The sequence below is a fragment of the Burkholderia sp. BCC1638 genome (genome assembly GCF_902833195.1).
In the GTDB taxonomy this organism is placed as follows: Bacteria; Pseudomonadota; Gammaproteobacteria; order Burkholderiales; family Burkholderiaceae; genus Burkholderia; species Burkholderia diffusa.
Map to the genome: position 1 here is coordinate 385,490 of NZ_CADFEC010000001.1, position 25,012 is coordinate 410,501.

At 68.0% G+C, this 25,012-nt stretch carries 25 protein-coding genes; 18 read left to right on the plus strand and 7 right to left on the minus strand.

Annotated features, from left to right (window positions below):
* Positions 1 to 105: 105 nt before the first annotated feature.
* A complete protein-coding gene (locus HWX22_RS01685; RefSeq protein WP_175907017.1) occupies positions 106 to 276 on the minus strand; it encodes a hypothetical protein in 171 nt (56 codons plus the stop codon).
* A gap of 21 nt (positions 277 to 297) precedes the next feature.
* On the opposite strand from HWX22_RS01685, the gene HWX22_RS01690 reads away from it, so the two are divergent.
* From HWX22_RS01690 to HWX22_RS01705, 4 genes are all read left to right on the plus strand, one after another.
* Entirely contained in the window at positions 298 to 762 is a 465-nt protein-coding gene (locus tag HWX22_RS01690) for a VOC family protein (RefSeq protein ID WP_175907015.1), read from the plus strand.
* Positions 763 to 835: 73 nt separating this feature from the next.
* Positions 836 to 2,077 (plus strand): cytosine deaminase, encoded by a 1,242-nt coding sequence (gene codA, locus HWX22_RS01695; RefSeq protein ID WP_175907013.1) that lies wholly within the window; start codon positions 836 to 838, stop codon positions 2,075 to 2,077.
* Between the two features lie 175 nt (positions 2,078 to 2,252).
* Entirely contained in the window at positions 2,253 to 3,587 is a 1,335-nt protein-coding gene (locus tag HWX22_RS01700) for a chloride channel protein (RefSeq protein ID WP_175914933.1), read from the plus strand.
* Between the two features lie 247 nt (positions 3,588 to 3,834).
* Positions 3,835 to 4,566 (plus strand): class I SAM-dependent methyltransferase, encoded by a 732-nt coding sequence (locus tag HWX22_RS01705; RefSeq protein WP_175914934.1) that lies wholly within the window; start codon positions 3,835 to 3,837, stop codon positions 4,564 to 4,566.
* 24 nt (positions 4,567 to 4,590) lie between these two features.
* Here the strand turns inward: HWX22_RS01705 and HWX22_RS01710 are convergent, their stop codons facing one another.
* Both HWX22_RS01710 and HWX22_RS01715 read right to left on the minus strand, forming a co-directional pair.
* Positions 4,591 to 6,009, minus strand: a complete 1,419-nt coding sequence (locus HWX22_RS01710; RefSeq protein ID WP_175914935.1) for a cytochrome c peroxidase — start codon at positions 6,007 to 6,009, stop codon at positions 4,591 to 4,593.
* 101 nt (positions 6,010 to 6,110) lie between these two features.
* Positions 6,111 to 7,784 carry an alkaline phosphatase family protein gene (locus HWX22_RS01715; protein ID WP_175914936.1) on the minus strand — a complete coding sequence of 558 codons (1,674 nt, stop codon included), beginning with the start codon at positions 7,782 to 7,784 and terminating at the stop codon, positions 6,111 to 6,113.
* Between the two features lie 345 nt (positions 7,785 to 8,129).
* Here HWX22_RS01715 and HWX22_RS01720 point away from each other — a divergent pair, with 345 nt between their 5' ends.
* On the plus strand, positions 8,130 to 9,041 hold the full coding sequence (locus tag HWX22_RS01720; protein ID WP_175914937.1) for an EamA family transporter: 912 nt from the start codon (positions 8,130 to 8,132) through the stop codon (positions 9,039 to 9,041).
* A gap of 48 nt (positions 9,042 to 9,089) precedes the next feature.
* Here the strand turns inward: HWX22_RS01720 and HWX22_RS01725 are convergent, their stop codons facing one another.
* On the minus strand, positions 9,090 to 9,563 hold the full coding sequence (locus HWX22_RS01725) for an Lrp/AsnC family transcriptional regulator (protein WP_006479071.1): 474 nt from the start codon (positions 9,561 to 9,563) through the stop codon (positions 9,090 to 9,092).
* Between the two features lie 320 nt (positions 9,564 to 9,883).
* Between HWX22_RS01725 and HWX22_RS01730 the strand changes: the two genes are divergently transcribed.
* The 6 genes from HWX22_RS01730 to HWX22_RS01755 all read left to right on the plus strand — a co-directional run bounded on the left by HWX22_RS01730 (position 9,884) and on the right by HWX22_RS01755 (position 14,230).
* The gene (locus HWX22_RS01730) at positions 9,884 to 11,269 is read left to right on the plus strand and encodes an amino acid permease (RefSeq protein WP_059525363.1); all 1,386 of its coding nucleotides are present in this window, start codon (positions 9,884 to 9,886) and stop codon (positions 11,267 to 11,269) included.
* A gap of 43 nt (positions 11,270 to 11,312) precedes the next feature.
* Positions 11,313 to 12,515: an amino acid aminotransferase gene (locus HWX22_RS01735; protein WP_059819044.1), complete on the plus strand. Its 1,203-nt coding sequence runs from the start codon at positions 11,313 to 11,315 to the stop codon at positions 12,513 to 12,515.
* Between the two features lie 130 nt (positions 12,516 to 12,645).
* Positions 12,646 to 13,044: a DUF488 family protein gene (locus HWX22_RS01740; protein WP_175907006.1), complete on the plus strand. Its 399-nt coding sequence runs from the start codon at positions 12,646 to 12,648 to the stop codon at positions 13,042 to 13,044.
* A 115-nt stretch (positions 13,045 to 13,159) separates the two neighbouring features.
* On the plus strand, positions 13,160 to 13,450 hold the full coding sequence (locus HWX22_RS01745) for a DUF1488 domain-containing protein (protein ID WP_059525369.1): 291 nt from the start codon (positions 13,160 to 13,162) through the stop codon (positions 13,448 to 13,450).
* Positions 13,451 to 13,466: 16 nt separating this feature from the next.
* Positions 13,467 to 13,706, plus strand: a complete 240-nt coding sequence (locus HWX22_RS01750; protein ID WP_059525371.1) for a hypothetical protein — start codon at positions 13,467 to 13,469, stop codon at positions 13,704 to 13,706.
* Positions 13,707 to 13,876: 170 nt separating this feature from the next.
* Entirely contained in the window at positions 13,877 to 14,230 is a 354-nt protein-coding gene (locus HWX22_RS01755; RefSeq protein ID WP_175914938.1) for a metal ABC transporter ATPase, read from the plus strand.
* 18 nt (positions 14,231 to 14,248) lie between these two features.
* Here the strand turns inward: HWX22_RS01755 and HWX22_RS01760 are convergent, their stop codons facing one another.
* From HWX22_RS01760 to lhpI, 3 genes are all read right to left on the minus strand, one after another.
* Positions 14,249 to 15,028 (minus strand): helix-turn-helix domain-containing protein, encoded by a 780-nt coding sequence (locus tag HWX22_RS01760; RefSeq protein WP_059525375.1) that lies wholly within the window; start codon positions 15,026 to 15,028, stop codon positions 14,249 to 14,251.
* A gap of 17 nt (positions 15,029 to 15,045) precedes the next feature.
* Positions 15,046 to 15,453, minus strand: a complete 408-nt coding sequence (locus HWX22_RS01765) for a response regulator transcription factor (RefSeq protein ID WP_059690044.1) — start codon at positions 15,451 to 15,453, stop codon at positions 15,046 to 15,048.
* A gap of 182 nt (positions 15,454 to 15,635) precedes the next feature.
* The gene (gene lhpI, locus HWX22_RS01770; RefSeq protein ID WP_059525712.1) at positions 15,636 to 16,571 is read right to left on the minus strand and encodes a bifunctional Delta(1)-pyrroline-2-carboxylate/Delta(1)-piperideine-2-carboxylate reductase; all 936 of its coding nucleotides are present in this window, start codon (positions 16,569 to 16,571) and stop codon (positions 15,636 to 15,638) included.
* Between the two features lie 266 nt (positions 16,572 to 16,837).
* Here lhpI and HWX22_RS01775 point away from each other — a divergent pair, with 266 nt between their 5' ends.
* The 7 genes from HWX22_RS01775 to HWX22_RS01805 all read left to right on the plus strand — a co-directional run bounded on the left by HWX22_RS01775 (position 16,838) and on the right by HWX22_RS01805 (position 24,832).
* Positions 16,838 to 17,575 carry a FadR/GntR family transcriptional regulator gene (locus HWX22_RS01775; RefSeq protein ID WP_175907004.1) on the plus strand — a complete coding sequence of 246 codons (738 nt, stop codon included), beginning with the start codon at positions 16,838 to 16,840 and terminating at the stop codon, positions 17,573 to 17,575.
* Between the two features lie 122 nt (positions 17,576 to 17,697).
* Positions 17,698 to 18,819, plus strand: coding sequence for a branched-chain amino acid ABC transporter substrate-binding protein (locus HWX22_RS01780; RefSeq protein WP_175914939.1), 1,122 nt, complete (start codon positions 17,698 to 17,700; stop codon positions 18,817 to 18,819).
* Between the two features lie 55 nt (positions 18,820 to 18,874).
* Entirely contained in the window at positions 18,875 to 19,882 is a 1,008-nt protein-coding gene (gene lhpH / locus HWX22_RS01785; protein WP_059700340.1) for a trans-3-hydroxy-L-proline dehydratase, read from the plus strand.
* Positions 19,883 to 20,080: 198 nt separating this feature from the next.
* Positions 20,081 to 22,645: a transglycosylase domain-containing protein gene (locus tag HWX22_RS01790; protein WP_175914940.1), complete on the plus strand. Its 2,565-nt coding sequence runs from the start codon at positions 20,081 to 20,083 to the stop codon at positions 22,643 to 22,645.
* Positions 22,646 to 22,723: 78 nt separating this feature from the next.
* Entirely contained in the window at positions 22,724 to 23,599 is an 876-nt protein-coding gene (locus HWX22_RS01795) for a PilZ domain-containing protein (RefSeq protein WP_175906998.1), read from the plus strand.
* Positions 23,600 to 23,826: 227 nt separating this feature from the next.
* Positions 23,827 to 24,156: a DUF4148 domain-containing protein gene (locus tag HWX22_RS01800; protein WP_059525394.1), complete on the plus strand. Its 330-nt coding sequence runs from the start codon at positions 23,827 to 23,829 to the stop codon at positions 24,154 to 24,156.
* Between the two features lie 271 nt (positions 24,157 to 24,427).
* Entirely contained in the window at positions 24,428 to 24,832 is a 405-nt protein-coding gene (locus HWX22_RS01805) for a lysozyme inhibitor LprI family protein (RefSeq protein WP_059819053.1), read from the plus strand.
* The last annotated feature ends 180 nt before the right edge of the window (positions 24,833 to 25,012 follow it).

Consider the following 25,012-nt stretch of genomic DNA (forward strand, 5'->3'; position numbering starts at 1 on the left):
GCGTGTGGGACGAGTGACCAAAGTTCGGCGCAAGTGTAGGGGCGGGGTCGCGCGATTGCGGCCGCCGGCGCGCGAGTGCACCGTTGCGAGTTGCGCAAGAGTGCGTCACATGGCGTTCACAAATCGATGCGGAGGCCGGATGGCGTGAGTTTTCGTCGACGGCGCGACGCGAGATGCAGGCCAGCGGCGTTCGCCGTGTCGCGCATTGACAACACGGGCGTCACCGGTGCGGGAGTTGATTGCCGCGCCGCGCGCGTGGAGAATGAGCAGACCCATGCCGAGATCCGGAGACATCCGATGACCACGCCTCGCCGTCCGTCGTTCAGTTCCGCGCTGTGCTACCGCAACCCGAAAGCCGCGCTGGCATGGCTCGAACGGGCATTCGGCTTCGAGCGCTCGATCGTCGTCACCACGCCGGAAGGCGACATCGCGCATGCCGAAATGAAATTCGGCGACGGCCTCGTCATGATCGGCGGCACATGGGCCGACTTCATCGCGTCGCCGGAAGACATCGGCGATCGCAACACGCAGCACGTCCACGTGCACCTTCCCGACGACGCGGACATCGACGCGCACTGCGAGCGCGCACGTGCGGCCGGCGCGGAGATCCTGCAGGCGCCGGCCGACCAGTTCTACGGCGATCGCATGTATCGCGCGCGCGATCCCGGCCGGCATGTGTGGACGTTCGGCAAGCACGTGCGCGACGTGACGAACGACGAGATGAGCGCGGCCACCGGCCTGACGATCAAGGATTTCAACTAAGCGCGGCACGCATCGCCGGAGCCGGTTTTCCCCACCACGCGGCGCGCTGGCGCCGCATGACGCCTGGACCCACATGAATCTCTTCAATGCACGCCTGCGCGGTCGCGACGGGCTGTTCACGATCGGCATCGACGGCGACAGAATCGCGCGGATCGACGCGCAAGCCGCGCCGGTGGCCGCCGTCGGCGCCGGCGATGTCGATGCGGGCGGCCGGCTCGCGATTGCTCCGCTCGTCGAACCGCACATCCATCTCGACGCGGTGCTCACGGCCGGCGAGCCGGCCTGGAACATGAGCGGCACGCTGTTCGAGGGAATCGAGCGCTGGTCCGAGCGCAAGGCGACGATCACGCATGCGGACACGAAGACGCGCGCGCATGCGGCGATCGGCATGCTGCGCGATCACGGCATCCAGCACGTGCGCACCCATGTCGACGTCACCGATCCGACGCTGGCCGCGCTGAAGGCGATGCTCGAAGTGAAGGACGAGGCGCGCGGGCTGATCGACCTGCAGATCGTCGCGTTTCCGCAGGAAGGCATCGAGTCGTTCGACGGCGGCCGCGCGCTGATGGAACAGGCGATCGAGCTTGGCGCGGACGTCGTCGGCGGCATTCCGCATTTCGAGAACACGCGCGAGCAGGGCGTCAGCTCGATCCGCTTCCTGATGGAACTGGCCGAGCGCACCGGCTGCCTCGTCGACGTGCACTGCGACGAGACCGACGATCCGCAGTCGCGCTTTCTGGAAGTGCTCGCGGAAGAAGCGCGCGTGCGCGGGATGGGCGCGCGCGTGACGGCGAGCCACACGACCGCGATGGGTTCGTACGACAACGCGTATTGCTCGAAGCTGTTCCGGCTGCTGAAGCGAGCGGGCCTGAACTTCGTGTCGTGCCCGACCGAGAGCATCCATTTGCAGGGGCGCTTCGACACGTTTCCGAAGCGGCGCGGCGTCACGCGCGTCGCGGAACTCGACCGCGCGGGCCTGAACGTGTGTTTCGGACAGGATTCGATCAAGGATCCGTGGTATCCGCTCGGCAACGGCAACATCCTGCGCGTGCTCGACGCCGGGCTGCACATCTGCCACATGATGGGCTACCAGGACCTGCAGCGCTGCCTCGACTTCGTGACCGATCACAGCGCGACGACGATGCATCTCGGCGACGGCTACGGGATCGCGGTCGGACGGCCGGCGAATCTGGTCGTACTCGACGCGGACAGCGACTACGAAGCCGTGCGCCGGCAGGCGAAGGCCACGCTGTCGGTGCGCCACGGGAAGGTGATCATGCGGCGGGAGCCGGAGCGCATCACGTATCCGCAGTAGTGCGATCGGGGCGGCGGCGCGCACCGCCATGGGTCGCCGCCGCTCGTGCATTCGAAAAATGCATGAGTTGATCAGAAAAATACGTTTGTCTCATGAGAGGCCGAAGCCTACGATGCGGTCCTGACGGCGGCGTGCATGGTGCGCGCCGTCTTGTCGATTCTCGTTCGCCGACCTCATGCGCCTCGATCTCCCGTCCGCTCCCGCTTCTTCTTCGCCGTCGGCCAGCCCGTTCGCGCGGATGGCTGCCGTCACGGTCCTGACCGGCGTCGGCGCAGGCGTCGGCGGGATGCTGCTCGCGTTGCTGCTGCACGCGATCCAGCATGTGGCCTACGGCTACAGCCTGGCGCACGTCGTCGGGACCGAGAGCTTCCTCGCGGGCGTGACCGGCGCCGAGCCGCTGCGCCGGCTCGCGGTGCTCGTCGTCTGCGGGCTCGTCGCGGGCGGCGGCTGGTGGGCGCTTTACCGGTTCGGCCAACCGCTCGTCAGCATCCGCCGGGCCGTTCGCGCCGCCGATCCGCGGATGCCGTTCGTCAGCACGACGGTGCACGCGCTGCTCCAGATCGTCACCGTCGCGCTCGGTTCGCCGCTCGGCCGCGAAGTCGCGCCGCGCGAGATCGGCTCGCTGCTGGCCGGGCGGCTCGCGCACCGCGCGGGGCTCACGCCCGCCGATTGCCGGCTGATGGTCGCGTGCGGCGCGGGCGCCGGCCTCGCGGCCGTCTACAACGTGCCGCTCGGCGGTGCCGTATTCGTGCTCGAAGTGCTGCTCGGCACGTTCGAACTGCGGGCGCTGGTGGCGGCCGTCGTCACGTCGGCGATCGCGGCGGCCGTCGCATGGATCGGACTCGGCAACGAACATCAGTACACGGTGCCCGCGTTCGCGCTGAGCGCGCCGCTGGTCGCGTGGTCGATCGTCTGCGGGCCGCTGTTCGGTTTTGCCGCCTACGGCTTCGTGCGGCTCACGACTCGCGCGCGGGCGGATGCGCCGAAGGGTCGCCTGCTCCCCGTGCTCGCGCTGGTCAACTTCGCGGTCATCGGCGTGCTCGCGATGCGGTTTCCGGAGCTGCTCGGCAATGGCAAGGGGCCGGCTTCACTGGGCTTCGACGGCACGCTGACGATCGGCGTCGCGGCGACGCTGCTCGTGCTGAAGGTGCTGATCGAGGCGGGCAGCCTGCGCGCGGGGGCGGAGGGCGGGCTCCTGACGCCGGGGCTCGCGAACGGCGCGCTGCTGGGCGTCGTGCTCGGCGGGATGTGGAGTCTCGTGTGGCCGGGCGCGTCGATCGGCGGATGCGCGCTGATCGGCGCGACCGCGTTCCTTGCCGCGTCGATGCAGATGCCGATCACGGCCGTCGTGCTGCTGCTCGAGTTCACGCGTGTGAATCACGACAGCCTGGTGCCGATGCTGCTGGCCGTGGCCGGCTCGCTCGTTGCGTATCGGTTCGCGCAGCAACTGGCGGAGCGGCGGATGGATGCCGCCGCAACCGTCGGCACGCCGGCGACGGCGACACGGTAGCCAGCGCGCGCCGTCGCAATCCTTGCCGTTTCCCGTTTCCCGTTTCCCGTTTCCCGGCTTCCGCGCAAGCGCCTGGCGCCGGTCTCGGCCGCGGCCGCTGCACGAGCCGCAGCGTGTCCAATTCGCCACCGGTGTGCCAAGGTGCGGTTAGCTCGCAGCCTGTCATGAATGATCGGCACCTCGAACGTCGCCAGCAGCACGCCGATCGTGCAGAATCGAGCCTCCGATTCCCGCCGACGGATGCCGCATGACCGATCCGAACGAACCATCCGCACGCCGCGTGTATGCGAGCTTCGCGCAACGCTACGCGGACATCGCGCCGACCAAGGCGCACAACGCACTCTACGAGCGCCCGGCGACGATGGCGCTGCTCGGCGACGTCGACGGCCTGACGGTCCTCGACGCCGGCTGCGGGCCTGGCATCTGCAGCGAGCATCTCGCGCGCCACGGTGCGACCGTTCATGCGTTCGACATCACGCCCGAGATGGTCGCGCTCGCGAGCGCGCGCTGCGCGGGGCTCGCGGTCGACGTCGCCGAGGGCGATCTCGCGGCGCCGCTCGACTGGCTGCCCGACCACGCGTTCGACGCGATCCTGTGTTCGCTCGCACTCGACTACGTGCGCGATCTCGCGCCGACGTTGCGCGAATTCAGGCGTGTCGCGCGGCCAGGCGCGCCGCTAGTGTTCTCGATGGCGCATCCGATGCGCGACTGGATGGACGAGCGTACGCGCGGGGACGGCACGTACTTCGATACGAGCCGTTTCGGCTTTTACTGGTCGGGTTTCGGCGAACCGAAGCCCTACGTCGAAGCATGGCGCCGGCCGCTTGCCGACATCCTGAACGCGCTCGCCGACGCCGGCTGGCGGCTCGAGCGATTCGTCGAACCGACGCCGCTGCCGGCGATGAAGGCCGTGTCGGAGCGGCTCCATGCGGAGCTGTCGCTGGCTCCGGCGTTCCTCTGCATCCGCGCGCGCCGCTGACGACGCGCGGCGGACCGCCGATGCTCAGCGTGCCGGCGCGTCGGTCAGCGTGCCGAGAAACGCTTCGATATCCTTGATGTCCTGCGCGGTCATCGCGGGCTTGTCACCGGGTTTGCGGTCGAACGGCGCATCGGTCACGTCGACGTTCGCGCGGTACTTCGGCGGAATGTCGTCATATTCGTCGACCTTGCCGTCCGCGCCGCGCGAATAGAATTTCTGCGGCGAGATGCTGCGCTCGTTATAGAACGCCATCACCTGGTCGAGCGTGTGGAACACGCCGTTGTGGAAGAACACGTGGCGCGTCGCCGCGTTGCGCAGCGTCGGCGTGAGGAACATCGCGCAGTACTGCGTCTGGTCCTTGAGATCCTCGCGGAACGGCCCGCACACACCGAGATCGTGGAACGCCGGGTTGCGGTTCTGCGCGAGCGCCATGTTGCGCGGCGCGCCGAGCGCCTCGTACTGGTAGTCGGTAAACATCGGCGGCAAGCCGTCCTTGCCGGGCTTCGACAAGTGGCAGCCCGCGCAATTCGCCTTGTCCGGATCGTTGAAGAGCCGCAGCCCGCGCAATTCGGCCTGCGTCAAGCGCGCACGGCCTTCGAGCCAGCGGTCGTATTTGCTGTCGTACGGATGGAACGACGGATCCTCGACCTGATAGCGCGCGATCGCGAACATCGCCTCCGACACCAGAAGCTGCGGGCTGGAGAACACGCGCGCGCCGAACAGTTGCTCGAACTGCGCGCGATGCGACGACTGCGCGAGCTTGCGCGCGACGTCGTCGATGCCCGCATTCGCCATCTCGACCGGATTCAGCAGCGGCCCGAACGCCTGCTGCTGCAGCGTATCGGCGCGGCCGTCCCAGAACATCCCGCCCTGCGGCACGAGCTGAGGCGCGGCCGACGCGCCGGCCACCTTTTGCGCTTTGACGACCCCGGCCGCCGATGCCGCCTGCTGCGCGACGCTCGGCGCGGCGTCGTTTTCGCCCGCATCGGGGCCGATGCTGAAGTTCGGCTGACGATACAGATACATCAGTGACGGCGGCGGGCGGTAGCCCTGCTGCGTCATCGCGAGGCCGCCCGGCTGCACGTCGAGCCCGTTCGGCGGCCCGTACGCATGGTCGGGGCTGTGGCACGACGCGCACGACTGCTTGCCGGATGCCGACAGCGACGGATCGGCGAACAGCGCACGCCCGAGTTGCGCGACGGCCGACAGCGGCTGCGCGGCCGGGCGCTGCAGCACGACCGGATGCGGATTCGCGCCCGTCCAGTCGGCGACGACGTCGCCGATCGCCGCCGGCGTGCGGGCCGGAAACGCGATCGCGAATGCGCCGTAGCCGAGTACGGCCGCGCCGAGCGCGAACGCCGCGCGGCGCACCGCGCGGGCAGGAGAACGCGGCGCGGCGGCGCCGGATGCGTCGGGAGACGGGAACGCGGGACGAGCTGTCATGCTGTCGGTCGAAAGTCGGGCGCCGCGTGAAAGCGGCGCGTCAAATGGAAACGGCCGGCGCACGATGCGCCGGCCTGCTGCTGCCGGTTACGCGATGCCGGTCAGATCGACGGCGCCGCGCTCAGCACGGTGCCTTGCGTCGGATCGAGATACAGCGGCGCCGTATTCGGCTTCGACGAGAAGTCGAACAGCCCGCGCAGGTCGCCCGCCGTCGCATCGAACGAACCGCCGCCGATGCGCTGGCCGCCGAGCCAGTTGTCCTCGATGAAGCGCACGACGGACGCCTGGTCGATCATCGTGTGGTCGACGTAGTTCTGCTTCGCGTACGGCGAGATCACGACGAGCGGGATGCGCACACCCGGACCGCATCGGCCGTTCACCGTGCCGCCGTTCACGCCGGTGGTGCCGCCCGAGCCGCACACGCCGTTGCCGTTCAACTGGTCGATCGCGTCGGACGACGAATGCGTCGGCGCCGTGTATGCGTGGTCGTACCAGCCGTCCGAGTCGTCGTAGGTGACGATCACGGCCGTGTTCTGCCAGTCCGGCTGCTGCTGCAGGAAGTTGACGACCTTCGTCACGAACGCCTGCTCGTCGAGCGGATCCGAATAGCCCGCGTGCGCGTCCTGCGCGGCCGGTGCCTTCAGGAAGCTGACCGACGGGAAGTTGCCGGCCTTCACGGCCGCGAAGAAGTCGTCGCTGTCGTACTGGTGGTTCGCCGGTTCGGCCGTCTTGCCGTCGGCTTCGAAGCTCGAACCGATCGCTGCGACCGCGCTCGGCCGCGTGTGCTGCGGGTTCGCGGTCGACGCGTAGTACTGGAACCAGTTGTGGTGCGGGATGTAGTCGGCCGTCGCGGCGTTCACGGCGGTGGCGACGGTGCTGCGGCTACAGCCGGTCGTGCCGTTGCTGTTGGTCGTCGACAGGTTGAAGCCGCCCATGAAGCCGCCCCACGTGATCTTCGCCGCGTTCAGCAGGTCGCCGATGTTCTTGCCGCTCATCATCGCCTGGTCGGTCGTGCTCGAGCACACGTCGTAGCCGGGGTCGACGTCGTTGATCATCGTGAAGCCGCCCTGGCCGTCGTTGATGTAGTACGACGTGGCGGCGAGCGTCGACGGCTGCTTCGACGTCTTGACGATCTGCATCCCGTTGGTCTGGCCCGACACGACGTTCAGCGCGCCCGGCGTCGACGGGCCGTAGACCGTCGTATACGCGTTGTCGCTCATCGCGAAGCGCTGCGCGTAATTCCACAGCGCGGTCACGGTGTTGCCGTCGAAATAGCCCATCACCTGGCCCTTCGTGCCGAACGCGCCGGCGCCGCCGGACGAGCCCTTGCCCGTGTATTTCGGGAACAGGTCGGCGAGGCCGTTGTCCTCGGCCTGCTGCTCGGCCGTGTACGCGTGGTTCTGGTCGGCGGTCGCGGCTTGCGTGCGGTCCAGGCGGAACGGGTTCGCGGCGTCGGTGCCGTTGGCCGTGTTCGTGAAGTTCGGGTTCGCGGTGAGCAGCGTGCCCGTCAGCCCGTTGATCGTCGGCGTGCCGGGCTTCGCGGTGAACGCCGGTTCGCCGGACGGGTTCGACGCGTTCGGGTAGGTGCCGAAGTAGTGGTCGAACGACACGTTCTCGCCGTAGATCACGACGACGTGCTTGATCGGCGTGGCGGTCTGCAGCGCATCCTGCGACGACACGGCGGGCGTCGACGAGGGGTCGTCGCTGCCGCCGCAGGCGAACAGCGCAAGCGCCGCGCCGGCGCACGCGGTGACGAGCAAGGCTTGACGGAACATCGGGAAACTCCAGGTAGGTTTCGATGGTGGAGAGCGGCCCCATCGCCGTGTCGGTTCGGCGCGAAGCTCGCGATAGAGCACCGGCATTGAAACAGTCCGGTATGAAGATATGGGGGCGGAGCGGTTTCGCGATGGTTGCGCCGCGGTATCGATTTCATTACGGCGCGACGCGGCGCGAAAGAAAGCGGAAAGGGACGGAGCGGATGCAACCCGGGCGACACATTTGGCGATCGGCACGGCCATGGCCGCGGATGTCGCGCGGGGCGGGCGATGGCGCACGGCGGGCCGGTTCGTCCGGGATGCCGGCCGCGTTCCTTTTTGACAATCGGGTGACGCATTCATACGATGGTTGGCTCGCGGCGACGATTTCGCGTTGCCGGCCGTCAGCGAGTGTTCAGCGTGCCGATCCCCGTTCTGTTTGCCGTCCTGTGCGCCGCCTTCCTGCATGCGGCGTGGAATGCGCTCGTGCGCAGCAGCGGCGACCGGCTGCGCTCGGCCACGGTGCTGCAGATCGCGATCGGGCTGTTCGCGCTGCTGTTCCTGCCGGCCGCCGCGCCGATCACGCCCGCGAGCTGGGTTTGCGTCGTCGCGTCGGCGGTGATCCACGTCGTCTATACGCTGCTGCTGGTGCGCGCTTACGAGCACGGCGACCTGACCGTCGCGTATCCGGTCGCGCGCGGCACCGCGCCGCTGCTCGTCACGCTCGGCGCGGCGGCGTTCGCGGGCGAGCGCCTGAACGCGGGCGCGCAATGCGGGCTCGTGCTGATCTGCGCGGGCATCATGGCGATCGGGATGGAGCGGGGCCGCGGCGCGCGGCACCGGATGACGCAGGTGTTGCCGACCGCGTTCGCCACCGGCGTATCGATCGCCGCGTACAGCGTGGTCGACGGGATCGGCGTGCGGGAAAGCGGCAGCACGGTCGGCTATACGGCGTGGATGTTCGTGCTGACGGGGTTGCTGATGGCCGCGTACTACCGGCTGCGCGCAGGGCCGCTGCGGCTCGCGCAGGATGTCGGCGAAACGGCGAAGGCCGCATGCGGCGGTGTCTTCGCGGCGCTTGCGTACGCGATCGTGATCTGGGCGATGGATCGCGCGCCGATGGGCCCGGTGTCGGCGCTGCGCGAAACGAGCGTGGTGTTCGCGGCGTTGATCGCCCGCGTGTATCTCGGCGAGCGGCTGACGCCGCGTCGCGCGACGGGATGCGTGGTGATCGCGGGCGGTGCGCTGCTGATCAGCGCGTTCGAGGCGGTGCGCTGAGCGCGGCAGCCGGGCATTGCGTCGCCCGGGCGGTCGCGCGGAGTCGTGTCAGCTTTCCACCGGCATCGCGCTCGTGCACTTGATCTCGTCGAGGCACACGCTGGAATGCACGCCGCTCACGCCGGGAATCCGCATCAGCGTTTCGAGCAGGAACGTGGACAGCCCCTTCAGGTCGTGCGCGACGACCTTCAGCACGTAGTCGATATCGCCCGTCACCGAGAAACATTCCTGGATCTGCGCGAGATCCGACACGAGCTTCTGGAACTTCGACAGGTCGCGGATATGCCCGCGCTCCATCGTCACGTGCACGAACGCGGTGACGCCGAACCCGAGCGTGTCGGGGCACAGACGGGTTTCGTAACGGCGGATCGCGCCGATTTCCTCCAGCCGCCGGTGGCGTCGCAGCGTCTGCGCGGGCGACAGGCCGACGGCCTTCGCCAGGTCGAGGTTCGACGCGCGGCCGTTCTCCTGCAGCACCGACAGCAAGTGGCGATCGATGCGATCGAGAACCGGTTCAGGCATTTTTGTTTCCTCATCTGTCTCCCGGATGCAATCTTATCTCATAATGTAGGGTTTGCATGAGCGGGTTACGCAACCCGATTTCGCTGTCGCGACGCTAAACTGACGCCGGATTTTCGTGTGCGTCCGCAGCAATGCGGGCGGGGGCGATGGTCGGCGGCCGGTCTGGCGGGCCTGCCGACAGGAAGCGGGTGTTGCCGCGCGAAGATTGCAGTCCCCCAACCCGGCGGCTCCACGAACGGCCGCCGGCACAGCAAAACAGCGCCCGGCACACCGAGGCGCGCCGCACCGCTTCCGGCGGAGGCGGGCAGAATGGAGAAGACATGGTTTCTGGAAACGAGAAGGACGGCCTGAAGCGGGGGCTGAAGAACCGGCACATCCAGCTGATCGCGCTCGGCGGCGCGCTCGGCACGGGGCTGTTCCTCGGCATCGCGCAGACGATCAAGATGGCCGGCCCGTCCGTGCTGCTCGGCTACGCGGTGGCCGGCGTCGTCGCGTTCTTCATCATGCGCCAGCTCGGCGAGATGGTCGTCGACGAACCGGTCGCCGGCTCGTTCAGCTACTTCGCCGACAAGTACGTCGGCCACTTCACCGGTTTCCTGTCCGGCTGGAACTACTGGGTGCTGTACATCCTCGTCAGCATGGCCGAGCTGTCGGCCGTCGGGATCTACGTGCAGTACTGGTGGCCCGGCGTGCCGACCTGGGTGTCGGCGCTGGTGTTCTTCGTCGCGATCAACCTCCTGAACCTGGCGAGCGTCAAATCGTACGGCGAGACCGAATTCTGGTTCTCGATCATCAAGGTCGCCGCGATCGTCGGGATGATCGGCTTCGGCGGCTGGCTGCTCGCGAGCGGCCATGCGGGGCCGGAAGCCAGCATCGCGAACCTGTGGCAGCACGGCGGCTTCTTCCCGAACGGCGTGTCGGGGCTCGTGATGTCGATGGCGGCGATCATGTTCTCGTTCGGCGGGCTGGAGCTGATCGGCATCACCGCGGCCGAGGCCGACGATCCGAAGCACAGCATTCCGCGCGCGACTAACCAGGTGATCTACCGCATCCTGATTTTCTACATCGGCGCGCTGGCGGTGCTGCTGTCGCTGTATCCGTGGGAAAAGGTCGTCACCGGCGGCAGCCCGTTCGTGCTGATCTTCCACGCGCTGAGCAGCAACGTGGTCGCCAACGTGCTGAACGTGGTCGTGCTGACGGCCGCGCTGTCGGTCTACAACAGCGGCGTGTACAGCAACAGCCGGATGCTGTTCGGCCTCGCGAAGCAGGGCAACGCGCCCAAGGTGCTGTGCTCGGTGAACAAGCGCGGCATTCCGCTCGCCGCGCTCGGCGCGTCGGCGCTCGCGACCGGCGCGTGCGTGCTGGTCAACTACTTCATGCCGGGCAAGGCGTTCGAGGTGCTGATGGGCCTCGTCGTGTCGGCGCTGATCATCAACTGGGCGATGATCACGCTGATCCACCTGAAGTTCCGCCAGGCCAAGCGCATCGCCGGAGAGCAGACTTCCTTCCGCAGTCTGGGCTATCCTTTCACGAATTACCTGTGCCTGGCGTTCATGGCCGGCATTCTCGTCGTGATGTACCTGACGCCGGATCTCCGCCTGTCGGTGTACCTGATTCCCGTATGGCTCGCGGTGCTCGCGATCGGGTATCGCTTCCGGCAGAAGAATGCGGGCTACGCGATCCGCGACGGCGCGTCCGCCGGCTGACACGGGCATCACGACCATTCTTCCAAACGAGACCGACATAGCCATGTTCGAACACATCGACGCGTACCCGGGCGATCCGATCCTGACGCTCAACGAGAACTTCCAGAAAGATCCGCGCGATCAGAAGGTCAACCTGAGCATCGGCATCTATTTCGATGCCGAAGGCCGGATTCCCGTGATGGGTGCCGTGCGCGAAGCCGAAACCGCGCTGCAACGCGACCTCGGCCCGAAGCCCTATCTGCCGATGGTCGGCCTTGCCGCGTATCGCGACGCCGTGCAGGCGCTCGTGTTCGGCGCCGATCACCCGGCGCGTGCGGCCGGCCGCATCGCGACCGTGCAGACGCTCGGCGGCTCGGGCGCGCTGAAGGTGGGCGCCGATTTCCTGAAGCGCTACTTCCCGGACGCGCAGGTGTGGCTCAGCGATCCGAGCTGGGAAAACCACCGCTTCATCTTCGAGCGCGCGGGCTTCACGGTGAACACGTACCCGTACTACGACGAAGCGACGGGCGGCCTGAAGTTCGACGCGATGCTCGCGGCGATCGACGCGCTGCCGGCGCGCAGCATCGTGCTGCTGCACGCGTGCTGCCATAACCCGACCGGTGTCGATCTCGACGAAGGCCAGTGGGAGAAGCTGATCGACGTGATCGAGGCGCGCGGGCTGCTGCCGTTCGTCGACATGGCGTACCAGGGCTTCGGCGCGGGCCTCGACGCGGACGCGTTCGCGGTGCGCGAACTGGCGCGCCGCGGCGTGCCGACGCTCGTCGCGAACTCGTTCTCGAAGAACTTCTCGCTGTACGGCGAGCGCGTCGGCGGCCTGAGCGTCGTCTGCGAGGATGCGGCCGCGGCCGAGCGCGTGCTGGGCCAGCTGGCCGGCGCGGTGCGCTCGAACTACAGCAATCCGCAAACCTACGGCGCGAAGGTCGTGGCGACCGTGCTCAACACGCCCGCGCTGCGCAAGCAGTGGGAAGAAGAGCTCGCCGCGATGTGCCGACGCATCGCGCGGATGCGCCAGTCGATCCACGACGGCCTGCGCGACCACGTCAGCGGCGAAGCACTGACGCGTTACGTGAAACAGCGCGGGATGTTCACGTACACGGGCCTGACCGAATCGCAGGTCGAAGCGCTGCGCGAAGTGCACGGCGTGTACATCCTGCGCTCGGGGCGCATGTGCGTCGCGGGGCTGAACGATTCGAACGTCGGCATCGTCGCGGATGCGATCGGCAAGGTGCTGAAGAGCGGCGTCTGACGGCGCGCCCGCGGGCGCACGATCGCATCGCCGAATCCGGCTGTTTCCCTCGCGGAGACAGCCGGTTTTTTCTTGCGCGGCCGCGGTGCGGCGGTACGATGGCGGATCGAACGCATGATGAAGGAGCGGCATGGCTATTCGAATCGTACGGCTCGGCACGCCGCGCGCGGCCGGCGAGGGCCTGAGGATCGGCACGGTGCGGCGACCGCCGCGCGGCGTACCGAAGGCGGAATTCGCATCGCGCGACTACTATGATGTGTGGTTGCCGACCCTGTCGCCGAGCCCTGAGCTGGTCGCGCAGGCGCAGGCCGCCGAAACCGACGCAGAATGGCGCGCGTTCACGCGCCACTTCCGCGCGGAGATGGCGCATGGCGACGCGCCGAAGGTGCTGGACCTGCTCGCCGCGCTGTCGGCGACGAGCGCGTTTTCGATCGGCTGCTACTGCGAGGACGAGCGCCGCTGCCATCGCAGCGTGTTGCGCGAACTGCTCGCGGAGCGCGGTGCGGCGCTCGACACGGACGCGGGCTGAACCCCGTCGGGCGGCACGACGGTGAGCCGCCTCGTGCGGCGCAGCGAGCCGGTTGACGTGGGTCAAGCGTGCGGCGGCGTGGGCCGTTATGCTCACGTCATGAATCGTCCCGACGATGACAGGCGGACAGATGCAGATAGCCTTTCCACCGGAACCGCCCGAATATTGCGCACGCGATCTGGTCGTCGCGTTTTCGGCGCTGGTCGACGGCCGCTGCGTGCAGTGCGCGATCACGGCTGAAGCGCTGGAAGACCATTTCGGCGCGCCGTCGCTGCTCGAACGGGATTTGCTGCATGCGTTCGAAGCGCACCGGTCGGCGATCGAGGCGATGGCACGACGGATGCTCGACGAAATCGGCGGCCGGCCGGTGTTGCTGCACAGCGGTCACTTCCGGATGGATGACTGATTCCGCAGGAGGATGCATGACACTGCAAGGCACGATTCATGAGCGCGACTGGTCGGTCGAGATCGAGACGCGGCAGTGCGAATCCGGCGAATTCCGGTGCCGCGTGACGGTCGAGCACGGCAACGGGCCGGCGCGCTTTCACCACACGTTCGAGCACAGTCATGCGTACCCGACCGAGCACGAGGCGGCGATCGAAGGGTTGCGGGCCGGGATGACGTGGATCGAAATGAAGGCGTCGCAGACATTCAACGTATGAACCGCATCGTGCCGATGGCGGCGCGAATGCAACGCTGCCAGGGCAGTAATCGCCGCGGCCGTCATCGCGCGGCGTGAAGCAGGATCGTGCCGCGCGCAGGACACCGAGGCACGGAGACACAGGAACAGGCAACGCCGCCGACGAGCGGCGACCCCGTCAGGAGGAGCGCCATGGGCGTGGGCATGCAGATCGTCTGCGTCGGATTCGCGGGTTCCGCCGCGCTGGAAGCAGAAGCGGGGGTGCAGTTGGTGCGGCTGGAGCGATTCCGTGCACGGCTGGAGGATTGCCGTCTGGAGATCGAATCGCGCCCGCGCATGGACGGCGGCCTGGCCTACGACGTGCGGCTCGAGCTGACCATGCGCGGCCGCTCGCCGGTATCGCTGCCGTGCAGCACCGGCGACGACCTGGTCGACGTGCTTGGCCGCGTGTTCACGCGGGCCGAGCAGGCACTGTCCGCATGGCAGACGGGCGAATCCGAAGCGGTCGCGCTGCACGCGGCTACGCCAGGCGCCACCGCGCAATGACGCGAGACGCGCCGTGCGTCACACCTGCGCGAGCGCCTGTGCGTCGATGATCCGCACGCGCTTGCCGCGCGTTTCGACGAGTGAATCCCGATGGAATCGCGAGAACATCCGGCTGACGGTCTCGAGCTTCATGCCGAGATAGCAGCCGATCTCCTCGCGCGTCATCCGCAGGTTGAATTCCGATGCCGAATAGCCGCGCGCCTCGAAGCGCGACGACAGATTCAGCAGGAAATGCGCGACGCGCTGCTCGGCCGACATCGTGCCGAGCAGCAGCATCTGGCTCGACTCGCGGACGATCTCGCTGCTCAGCATCTGGTAGAGGAAATGCTGCATCGGCTTCATTTCGCGGCACGCCGCCTCGAGTGCGCCGAAGGGGATGACGCACACGACGCTGTCCTCGAGCGCGATCGCGTCGCAGCAGTGCTGGCCGCCGCCGATGCCGTCCATGCCGAGCGTTTCGCCGGCGATCTGGAAGCCGGTCACGTGCTCGCGGCCGTCGCGATGCATCATCACCGTCTTGAACGAGCCCGCGCGCACGGCGTAGATGCTGTGAAACGGATCGTCGGTTCGGAACAGCGCGTCGCCCTGGCGAACCTGGCGCGTCGAACAGATGATCGCGTCCAGGCGGCCGTATTCGGCGGCGGTCAGGTGCGGCGGCAGGCACAGCGAGCGCATCAGGCAAGCCGAGCAGCGCGCGGCGGGATGCTTCGCGCCGTCGTTACGTGAGATCGCGGGAAGCGGAATCGTTGGCCGAGGCGCGACGGATGGGTCGGCGGCGCAGGCGGTGGCTGTGGACATGAGTCACTCCGGCTCGGTCAGGGGCGGTGCGCACGAGCGCGCACCAGGGATTCGATGACGTGGCATGCGGCGTCGAATTCGGCGGTCTTGTCGAAGAAATAGTCGGCGCCCGCCGTCGCGCATGCCTCCCTGAATGCCGGCGCCGAGTGGTTCGTCAGCACGATCGTGACGATCCGCGGCGCAGCCTTCGACAGCATCCCGATCAGGTCGAGACCGCTGCCGTCAGCGAGCCGCAGGTCGACGATCACGACGTCCGCGTGGCTGCCGCGGATGTGCGTCAGTGCGTCCTCGCCGTCTTCCGCCTCGCCGACGACCACGACGCCGCGGATCGCGCCGACGAGCAGCGCGATCCGTTGCCGGACGGCAATGGCGTGATCGACGAGAAACACCCGGAGTGCGACGGCGGGCGACAGGCTGGCATTCATGCCGGCAGTATCGTGTTGCGCCGCCGAAAATGAAATCGGCCGAATTGGAAGTTTGTGTAGGCCGCTGCGACGCGTTGTAGGGCGTTTCCTACAACGCGTACGGGAAAGAGGCGAGGCCGTGTGCGGGCGACACCGGGTGCGGCCCGCGCAGGGGGGGCGGATCGGGGGCCGCTGCCGCGGAATCAGCCGGCCGCGCGTGCGTCCAGTGCGTCGCGGGCCGTGCGGCACGCGGCCAGATCCCACGCGGCGCAGCCGACCGTTTTGAACAGCAGCGGCCCGCTGCGCTCGAACGCGCCGCGCAGCACGTCGGCGAGCGACGCGACCTGCCGCCAGTCGACTTGCGCGACGATCAGGTCGCCGGCCTCGTGGCGCGCGCCGGCCGGGTCGTCGACGACGAGCCGGCTGTGGCGCACGGTGTCGGCGTCGATCTCGGCGGCATCCGCGGTGAACGCGCCGACGCCGACCACGAGACGGCCTTCGCGCGCCGCTTCGCGATAGACGGGCGTGCGGCTCGTCGTCAGCGTGACGACGACGTCGATCGCATCGGGAATCGCGTCGCCGTCGAGCGGCACGAGCTGCGGCGCCTGCGCGCGGTGCGCGGCGCAGAACGCGGCCGCGCTGTCGGCGCGCGAGCCACGCACGTGCAGGCGCGCGTCCGGGAAGATTGCCGCGAGCGCTTCCGCGTGATTGGCCGCCTGCTTGCCGGTGCCGATCAGCAGGATGTCGCGCGGCGCGGCGCCGTGCAGCGCCTGGATGCCGAGCGCGGTAATGGCTGCCGTGCGGCGCCCGGTGACCGTCGGGCCGTCGAGCACGAAGCGCAGCGCGCCCGTCGTCGCGTCGTATGCGCTCACCTGGCCGAGGATCGTCGGCAGTCCGCGCGCGCCGTTGCCGGGGCACACGTTCACGAGCTTGTGGCTCGCGAGGTCGCGTGCGCTCGACGGCATCGACAGCATCACGCCGCCCGCCTGCAGCGGCACGACCAGGCGTTCGGGGCTGACGATCTCGCCCGCCGCGTATTCGGCGACGGTGTGTGCGAGCGTGGCGAGCAGCGCGGGGTAGTCGAGCAGCGCGGCCGTTTCGGCGGCGTCGAACGCGGGAATCCGGGAGAGAGCGGTCATCGTGTCGGTCGGTGTTGTGTCGGTGGGCGGGGACGACGTGCGCATGGCGCACTTGCCCCGGAGGCTGCCGAATATCGAGACGGCAGTCATTCTGGATCGAATCTATACCAGTTGCCCGCCGACAGGCAAGCCGGAAAAGCCAGCAGACGGTCGATTTTGGTTCTAATATCCGTCCAGATGGGCGTCGCATACACCGGCGCCGGTATCGCTCCGGTATAGTGCGAACCCGTTTCCCCGTCCACCACCCGACCGGGCAGGAGCCCAAGATGATGTCCGCACGTCCCGAATCGCTCGAAGCCGGTTTCCGGCCGTTGCAGATCTACGAACAGGTCGCCGAGAAGATCCGCGACGAGATCCGCGCGGGGCGCTATGCGGCCGATTCGAGGCTGCCGTCGGAGCGCGAACTCGCGGCGCTGTTCCAGGTCGGCCGGCCGGCCGTGCGCGAGGCGCTCGGCGCGCTGCAGAACGAGGGGCTGGTGTTCACGAAGCGCAATTCGGGCACCTACGTCGTGTCGGCGCCGCTCGACGTGCTCGCGCAGCGCGGCGACACGCACAGCGTGCCCGACGCCGACTTCAGCCCGACGTCGACGCTCGACGTGCGGCTCATCCTCGAGCCGGCGATCGCGCGCCTCGCCGCCGCGCACGGACGCGCCGATCCCGTCGCCGAAGGCTATCTCGCGCAGATGGAAACCGTCGCCGACATCGACGATCCGCAGCAGCGGGCACTGTGGAACGAGAGCGACCGGCTGTTCCACCGCCAGCTCGCGTTGATGACCGGCGACGCGCTGATCGTGAAGATCGCGGAGGAAGTCGCGAAGACGATGGACCAGCCGCTGTGGAAGCGGCTGAAGGACGACGGCATCTACGACGCGGGCCGGATCCGGCTCTACGTGTCCGAGCACCGGCTGATCTACGAGGCGATCGTGTCGGGCGACGCCGATGCGGCCGCCTTCTACGTCGAACAGCATATTCTTCGTGTTCGGCGCGACATCACGCCGAAATGACGGGTATCACGCCAGTCTGGTCTTGAAAGTGACCAGAAGCGCAAAAATCATTTTGAAATTGCTTGAATGCTGACCACTTGTGTCCTACATTGGTTCCACACAAAACCAATCAGGAGACAACCATGCGAACTTTCGTTACCGCGCTCTCGGTGGCCGTTGCCGCCGGCGCGCTGACTTCCGCGCACGCGCAGGAAGTCGTGATGATCGGCCATTCGGCACCGCTGACCGGCCCGCAGGCCGCGAACGGCAAGGACAATGAAAACGGCGCGCGCCTCGCCGTCGACGAGCTCAACAAGGCCGGCGTGAAGGTGGCCGGCAAGACGGTCACGTTCAAGCTGGTGTCCGAGGACGACCAGGCCGACCCGAAGGCGGGCGTGCAGGTCGCGCAGAACCTGGTCGACAAGGGCGTCGTCGCGGTGCTCGGGCCGTACAACTCGGGCGTCGCAATTCCGGCGTCGCGTGTGTACAGCAACGCAGGCGTGCCGATCCTGCCGGTCGCGTCGAACCCGGCGCTCACGCGGCAGGGTTTCAAGAACATCTTCCGGATCGGCGCGAGCGACGAACAGCTCGGCGGCACGATGGCGACCTTCGCCGCGAAGACGCTGAACGCGAAAACCGCTGCCGTCATCGACGATCGCACCGCGTACGGGCAGGGCGTTGCGGAGCAGTTCATGAACGTCGCGAAGGCGAACGGGATCAAGATCGTCGACCAGGAATACACGAACTCGTCGGCGACCGATTTCCTCGGCATTCTCACCAAGATCAAGGCCAGCAATCCCGACGTGATCTTCCTCGGCGGTTATGCGGCGCAGGGCGCGCCGATGGCGAAGCAAATGAAGCAGCGCGGGTTGCGCGCGAAGCTGCTCGGCGGCGACGGCATCTGCTCGGCCGACATGGGCAAGGTCGCGGGCGAGGCCGCGTCGATCGTCTACTGCGCGCAGGGCGGCGTCGCGCTCGAGAAGACGCCGGCCGGCCGCGAATTCCTGAAGAAATACCACGACACCTATCACACGGACACGCAGGTCTACGGCGTCAACTACTACGACGGCATGAAGCTGCTCGCCGACGCGATGGTCAAGGCCGGCACGACCACCGACAAGGCGAAGCTGATCGCGCAGCTGGCGAAGTCGAACTACGCGGGCGTCGCGGGCACCTATTCGTTCGACGAACGCGGCGACCTGAAAGGCGCGCCGACCACCGTCTACGTGATCCGCAACGGCCTGCCCGAACCGTACGCGAAGTAACCGTCACCGGACGGCGCCGCGGCGCCGTCCTTCGTCTTCACGCCTTCGATTCTCCATGAAAATTTCCCGATCCCTTTCCACCGTCGAGGTCCACACCGGCGGCGAAGCCTTCCGTATCGTCACGAGCGGCCTGCCGCGCCTGCCCGGCGACACGATCGTCCAGCGCCGCGCATGGCTTAAGGAGAACGCCGACGAGATCCGCACGGCGCTGATGTTCGAGCCGCGCGGCCACGCCGACATGTACGGCGGCTACCTCACCGAGCCGGTGTCGGCGAACGCGGATTTCGGCGTGATATTCGTGCACAACGAAGGCTACAGCGACCATTGCGGACACGGCGTCATCGCGCTGTCGACCGCCGCGGTCGAGCTCGGCTGGGTGCAGCGCACGGTGCCGGAGACGCGCGTCGGCATCGACGCGCCGTGCGGCTTCATCGAGGCGTTCGTGAAATGGGACGGCGAACACGCGGGGCCGGTGCGCTTCGTCAACGTGCCGTCGTTCATCTGGCAGCGCGACGTGTCGGTCGACACGCCGTCGTTCGGCACCGTGACCGGCGACATCGCGTACGGCGGCGCGTTCTATTTCTACGTCGACGGCGCGCCGTTCGACCTGCCGGTGCGCGAAGCGGCGGTGGAAAAGCTGATCCGCTTCGGCGCCGAGGTGAAGGCCGCCGCGAACGCGAAATATCCGGTCGTGCATCCGGAGATCCCTGAAATCAACCATATCTACGGCACGATCATCGCGAACGCGCCGCGCCATCCGGACTCGACGCAGGCGAACTGCTGCGTGTTCGCGGATCGCGAGGTCGACCGCTCGCCGACCGGCTCCGGCACCGGCGGGCGCGTCGCGCAGCTGTACCAGCGCGGCCTGCTCGCGGCCGGCGACACGCTCGTCAACGAGTCGATCGTCGGTACGGTGTTCAAGGGACGCGTGCTGCGCGAGACGACGGTCGGCGACATCCCGGCCGTGATTCCGGAAGTGGAGGGCAGCGCGCACATCTGCGGGTTCGCGAACTGGATCGTCGACGAGCGCGATCCGCTGACCTACGGTTTTCTCGTGCGCTGAGCGTCGGCGCATGGCACCCGGGTTGTACCAGGTTTGGCGCGCGGTCCCGCTGCGGGGCGCGCGCATTTTTTGTTGTAAAAATGCGCGATCCGGCACCGTTCGCACGGGCAGGGGACGGCCGCCGGCCGGTGGGCCGCGCGAGTTTTGGTACGATGCAGCCTTTCCAGCAGATCCCCCACCCGCGTGAATCGCCGAAACGTGTCGTCAGTGCGTGACCTCTGTGCCAAATGGGTCGCGCGCGCCCAACCCGTCGCGGCCGCTGCCGCCGTGCCCGTCAAGCGTGTCCTGGCCAGTGCCTGGCACCATCTCCGTCATCCGACGCGCCGCGGCGTGCTGCGCGCGGCCGCCGCCGTGCCGGTGCTGTTCGTGCTGTACGTGCTGGCGCTGATTCCGTTCACGCCCGGCATCGGCGACATTCGCAAGGCGCGCGTCGACCAGCCCGCGCAGGTGCTGTCCGCCGACGGCAAGGTGCTGGCGGAATTCAAGCCGTCGAACCGCGAATGGGTGTCGCTCACGCAGATCTCGCCGCACATGGTCGACGCGCTGATCGCGACCGAGGATCATCGCTTCTACGAGCACCACGGCCTCGACTGGAAGCGCACGGCGTCGGCCGCGCTCCATACGTTCTCGGGCAGCCGCCAGGGCGGCTCGACGATCACGCAGCAGCTCGCACGCAACCTGTATCCGGACGAGATCGGCCGCGCGCCGACGCTCACGCGCAAGGTGAAGGAGGCGATTACCGCGCTGAAGATCGAGGCCGTCTACAGCAAGGACCAGATCCTCGAGACTTATCTGAACACGGTGCCGTTCCTGTACAACGCGTACGGCGTCGAGATGGCCGCGCGCACCTATTTCGACAAATCGGCCGACGAGCTCGACGTGCTCGACAGCGCAACGCTCGTCGGGATGCTGAAGGGCAACAGCTACTACAACCCGGTGCTGAACCCCGAGCGCGCGCTGCAGCGGCGCAACACGGTGCTCGGCCAGATGGTGAAGTACGGCAAGCTGTCGCCGGCGCAGTTCGCGCAGTTGCAGCGCCGGCCGCTGCGCATCGATTTCGAGCGCCAGAAGGAACCGCCGGGGCCCGCGCCGCACTTCGCGCAGCAACTGCGCAAATGGCTGATCGGCTGGGCCGACCGCAACGACTACAACATCTATTCCGACGGGCTGATCGTGCGCACCACGATCGATTCGCGGCTGCAGCAGATGGCGACCCAGGCGCTGACGCTGCAGGCGAACCAGTTGCAGGGCATCGCGAACAACGCGTGGAGCGGCCGCGACGGCTGCGGCACCGACAATGAGGTGTTCCGCACCTTCATGCGCGAGTCGCCCGAGTACAAGGCCGCGCAGGATGCCGGCAAGAACGATGCCGTCGCGATGAAGCAGCTCGCCGCCGACCGCGGTTTCATGCGCGCGCTGTGCAAGGCGAAGACCGACGTGCAGGCCGGCTTCGTCGCGATCGATCCGCGTGACGGGCAGATTCGCGCGTGGGTCGGCAGCCGCGACTTCACGAACGAGCCGTTCGATCACGTCGCGCAGGCGCGGCGTCAGCCGGGCTCGACCTTCAAGCCGTTCGTCTATGGCGTCGCGTTCGCGAACGGGATGAAGCCGGACGACACCTTCATCGACCAGGCAGTCGAGATTCCCCTGAAGGGCGGCGAGATCTGGCGGCCGAACGACGACGCGCCGCCGTCGGGCAAGCCGATGACGCTGCGCGACGCGGTCGCGCTGTCGCGCAACCGGATCACCGCGCAGGTGATGGAGAAGGTCGGACCGGCGGCGGTGGCGCGGCTCGCGCGCGACATGGGCGTGCGCGAAAGCCCGCTCGAGCGCGTGCCGTCGCTCGCGCTCGGCACGAGCCCGGTGACGCTGAAGGAGATGGTCGCGTCGTACGCGACGATCGCGAACGGCGGCCTGTACGTCGAGCCGCAGATGGTGACGCGCATCGAGAACCGCCAGGGCGACGTGCTCGCCGAATACGCGCCGGCGCCGCCCGAGCGCGCGCTCGACGCCGAGACCGACAAGACGCTGCTCGGCGTGATGCGCGACGTGGTGACGCGCGGCACCGGCAGCAGCATCCGCACGCGCTTCGGCATTCGCGGCGACGTGGCAGGCAAGACCGGGACCACGCAGGACAACGCGGACGGCTGGTTCATCCTGATGCAGCCCGGGCTGGTGGCCGGCGCGTGGGTCGGTTTCGACGACGGCCGCGTGACGCTGCGCAGCGACTATTGGGGGCAAGGCGCGCACAGCGCGCTGCCGATCGTCGGCGACTTCTTCCAGCGCGCGCAACGTGCCCGGATCGTCGACACGAAGCTGAAATTCGATACCGAGCCGTCGCCCGGCTGGTTCTCGTCGGTGCGCGAACGCGTGACGGATCTGTTCGACGGCTGGTTCGGGCCCGAGCCGAAGCAGGTGCCGGCGCCCGTCAGGACGCAGCGTATCGAGCGCCAGCCGGAGGCGGACGCCGCCGCGGCGTCGGCCGCATCGGCTGCGTCGGCGCCCGAGGCGGCATCCGGCGGCATCGTCGAGGAGTGGGTTCCGGCGTCCGAGGTGGCGGCATCGGCCGCCGCGCTGTCGGCGGGCGCGTCGCAACCGCAGGCCGCGCAGCCGCCGGCGACGGGAGGCAGCGCGACGCCTGCGGGCAACACGGGCGGCGGGGGCCTCGGCTCCGCCCCGGCCGCCCCTTCGGCCGTACCGGCTCCGTCGGCGGCGCTGGCCCCGGCGCCGGTTTCACCCGGCGCGACCAGCGGTTCGGAGTAACGAGACGTTCAGATTTCGCGCGATGCTGCCGTAATACCGTTGTCACGACAGCTCGCGCGGTTGCTCCGCGCCTTTCCGATGCGGCTCATCACCGATCACGTCGCGCTCGCGCGCGATGACGTCTCCGCCGGCGTCCCGCTCGGCTTCGATCTCTACGATGCGGGCGGCGCCGCGCTGCTGCCCGCCGGCACGACGCTGCACGATCCCGCGCAGCATGCTTTCCTGTTCGATCATTTCCGGCCCGTCCGCCGACGTGGTGACGCCGAGCCCGCCGCGCCGGCATCCGACACCGTGCCGGCGGCCACGCGCATGGGGCTGTCGGCCGGCGCCGCGATCGGCATCCGGCGACGGGTCGGCACGACCCGCGTGCTGCAGCGCTGCCGGTTGATCGGGATCGGCGCATCGGGCGCGCTGTTCGTCGAGCCGCAGCCGGCGGTCGTGCTCGACTTTGCCCGCGGCGACGACGTCGAGGCGGTCGCGATCGGCCGGTCGGCGGTGTCGCGTTTCGGTGCGACGGTCGAGGCGGTGCAGGCAGCGGGGGCCGCGCCGTTCATGGTGCTTTCGCCGCCGGGCTTCGTCGACCGGCTGCGCACGCGCGCCGAGCCGCGCGTCCAGGTGCGGATTGCCGCCCGCTGTACGGGCGGGCCGGTGCAGGCGGAGGGGATCGGGATCGTTCGCGATCTCAGCCTGAACGGGCTGTCGATCGCGGTCGACCGGGCGCTCGCGGCGGCCGGCGATCCGCTGCACGTGCAATTGCCATATACGGATGGGGACCATGTGGCGTTGCTCACGCTCGACGGCACGGTGCGAGCGGTGCATGCCGATCCGGCGGTGCCGGGCTGGGCGCTTCACCACGCGGCGTTCGACGAAACGGCAGCCGACGACCGGATTCGCCTCAAGGCGTTGCTGTTCGACCTGTCCATGGCAGCCACGGACGCGGATCAGGTCCGCTGATGCGTTGAACCGGGCAAACGTGGCAGCATGCTGCCGCATATTGGGTTCCGATGCGGCCATAATCCTCTGACGATTCGGCCGAATGCGCGGCAATTGTACGGATTCGGTCAACAGTGAATTTGCGATTTAAGTATTTACCCTGATAGCCAGGCCTCCTAGACTTCCATTCATGCGCAACGACTACCGAGTCGGAAGCGCCTGACAAAACAATCTGGAGGTAACGCATCATGAAATCGCTGATCAAGGCAGTTGCACTGGCCGCTCTGGTGGCCGCACCGATCGTCTCGTTCGCCCAATCGAACCAGCAGCCGCTAACGCGCGCGCAAGTGCGTGCCGAGCTGGTCCAGCTCGAAAAGGCCGGCTACAACCCGAACGACTGGATGAACTATCCGGAAAACATCCAAGCTGCACAGGCAAAGATCGCCGCGGCACAGAACACCGGTGCGCAGGCTGACGTAACGGGCTACGGCTCGAACCCGGTCGCGACGTCGCAGTCGGGCCAGCGCGTGACCGTACCGGCAGCAGCCGATCGTTCGTCGGTGTACTTCGGCCACTGAGCAAGCCGTTCGCCGAGCGGCCGTCGGGCCGCCTGCAAAGCCGTACCAAAAGGCCTGCACTCGTCATGAGTGCAGGCTTTTTTGCATGCGCGGCACGCGTGGCGCGGGCTGACAATCGATCGCGCGTGCGCTAGCATCGCGGTCGGCATTGCCGCGCTGCGGCGGCCGCGACGGAAGTCGCGCCCGTCCGCCTGCGAAGTCGCGCACCGAGGCGCGGCGGCAAGCCGGGCATCACGTTCCACGACTTCAACGAAAACAAACAGGAGCATCCATGCGTGTCTTGACCGGTCTGCTGTGCGCGCTCGCGCTGACGGCCAACGTTGCCCATGCGCAGGCGAATTGTGCGGACGCGACGGATCAGGCGGCGATGACGGCGTGCGCCGATCGCGCGTACAAGAAATCCGACGCGGACCTGAACCGCACTTACCAGGCCGTCACCGCACGGCTGCGCGATGCGAAGCCGCTCGCGGAGAAACTCGTGAACGCGCAGCGCGCGTGGATCGCCTACCGCGACGCCGAATGCAGCTTCTCCAGCGCGAACGCCGAAGGCGGCAGCGTGTATCCGATGGTCGTGTCGACCTGCCTCGACGATCTGACCAAGACGCGCAACGAGACGCTGAAGGGTTATCTGTCCTGCGAGGAAGGTGACCTGGCCTGTCCGGTGCCGGGGAAGTAAGGCCGTGCAACGTCCAGCCGGCCCGCGCGTCGCGCGGCCGGCACGGTGCGCCTAGGGAAACACTGATTAATAGGCGATCGCGCGAGGTGGTCGGCGATGTGGGCGGGGAATGGCCGGATACCGAAGCGAAGCGCCGCCCATTCGGAGAAGTTTGCCCCGAGGATGCACCTTATTTCTCGC

Coding starts and splice junctions, on each gene's coding strand:
- HWX22_RS01795 (WP_175906998.1), top strand. CDS start 22,724: ATGCGGCTCATCACCGATCACGTCGCGCTCGCGCGCGATGACGTCTCC.
- lhpI (WP_059525712.1), bottom strand. CDS start 16,571: ATGACCGCTCTCTCCCGGATTCCCGCGTTCGACGCCGCCGAAACGGCC.
- HWX22_RS01730 (WP_059525363.1), top strand. CDS start 9,884: ATGGTTTCTGGAAACGAGAAGGACGGCCTGAAGCGGGGGCTGAAGAAC.
- HWX22_RS01760 (WP_059525375.1), bottom strand. CDS start 15,028: ATGTCCACAGCCACCGCCTGCGCCGCCGACCCATCCGTCGCGCCTCGG.
- HWX22_RS01800 (WP_059525394.1), top strand. CDS start 23,827: ATGAAATCGCTGATCAAGGCAGTTGCACTGGCCGCTCTGGTGGCCGCA.
- HWX22_RS01715 (WP_175914936.1), bottom strand. CDS start 7,784: ATGTTCCGTCAAGCCTTGCTCGTCACCGCGTGCGCCGGCGCGGCGCTT.
- lhpH (WP_059700340.1), top strand. CDS start 18,875: ATGAAAATTTCCCGATCCCTTTCCACCGTCGAGGTCCACACCGGCGGC.
- HWX22_RS01685 (WP_175907017.1), bottom strand. CDS start 276: ATGGGTCTGCTCATTCTCCACGCGCGCGGCGCGGCAATCAACTCCCGC.
- HWX22_RS01780 (WP_175914939.1), top strand. CDS start 17,698: ATGCGAACTTTCGTTACCGCGCTCTCGGTGGCCGTTGCCGCCGGCGCG.
- HWX22_RS01725 (WP_006479071.1), bottom strand. CDS start 9,563: ATGCCTGAACCGGTTCTCGATCGCATCGATCGCCACTTGCTGTCGGTG.
- codA (WP_175907013.1), top strand. CDS start 836: ATGAATCTCTTCAATGCACGCCTGCGCGGTCGCGACGGGCTGTTCACG.
- HWX22_RS01765 (WP_059690044.1), bottom strand. CDS start 15,453: ATGAATGCCAGCCTGTCGCCCGCCGTCGCACTCCGGGTGTTTCTCGTC.
- HWX22_RS01690 (WP_175907015.1), top strand. CDS start 298: ATGACCACGCCTCGCCGTCCGTCGTTCAGTTCCGCGCTGTGCTACCGC.
- HWX22_RS01740 (WP_175907006.1), top strand. CDS start 12,646: ATGGCTATTCGAATCGTACGGCTCGGCACGCCGCGCGCGGCCGGCGAG.
- HWX22_RS01700 (WP_175914933.1), top strand. CDS start 2,253: ATGCGCCTCGATCTCCCGTCCGCTCCCGCTTCTTCTTCGCCGTCGGCC.
- HWX22_RS01805 (WP_059819053.1), top strand. CDS start 24,428: ATGCGTGTCTTGACCGGTCTGCTGTGCGCGCTCGCGCTGACGGCCAAC.
- HWX22_RS01735 (WP_059819044.1), top strand. CDS start 11,313: ATGTTCGAACACATCGACGCGTACCCGGGCGATCCGATCCTGACGCTC.
- HWX22_RS01710 (WP_175914935.1), bottom strand. CDS start 6,009: ATGACAGCTCGTCCCGCGTTCCCGTCTCCCGACGCATCCGGCGCCGCC.
- HWX22_RS01705 (WP_175914934.1), top strand. CDS start 3,835: ATGACCGATCCGAACGAACCATCCGCACGCCGCGTGTATGCGAGCTTC.
- HWX22_RS01750 (WP_059525371.1), top strand. CDS start 13,467: ATGACACTGCAAGGCACGATTCATGAGCGCGACTGGTCGGTCGAGATC.
- HWX22_RS01720 (WP_175914937.1), top strand. CDS start 8,130: ATGGTTGGCTCGCGGCGACGATTTCGCGTTGCCGGCCGTCAGCGAGTG.
- HWX22_RS01775 (WP_175907004.1), top strand. CDS start 16,838: ATGATGTCCGCACGTCCCGAATCGCTCGAAGCCGGTTTCCGGCCGTTG.
- HWX22_RS01755 (WP_175914938.1), top strand. CDS start 13,877: ATGGGCGTGGGCATGCAGATCGTCTGCGTCGGATTCGCGGGTTCCGCC.
- HWX22_RS01745 (WP_059525369.1), top strand. CDS start 13,160: ATGACAGGCGGACAGATGCAGATAGCCTTTCCACCGGAACCGCCCGAA.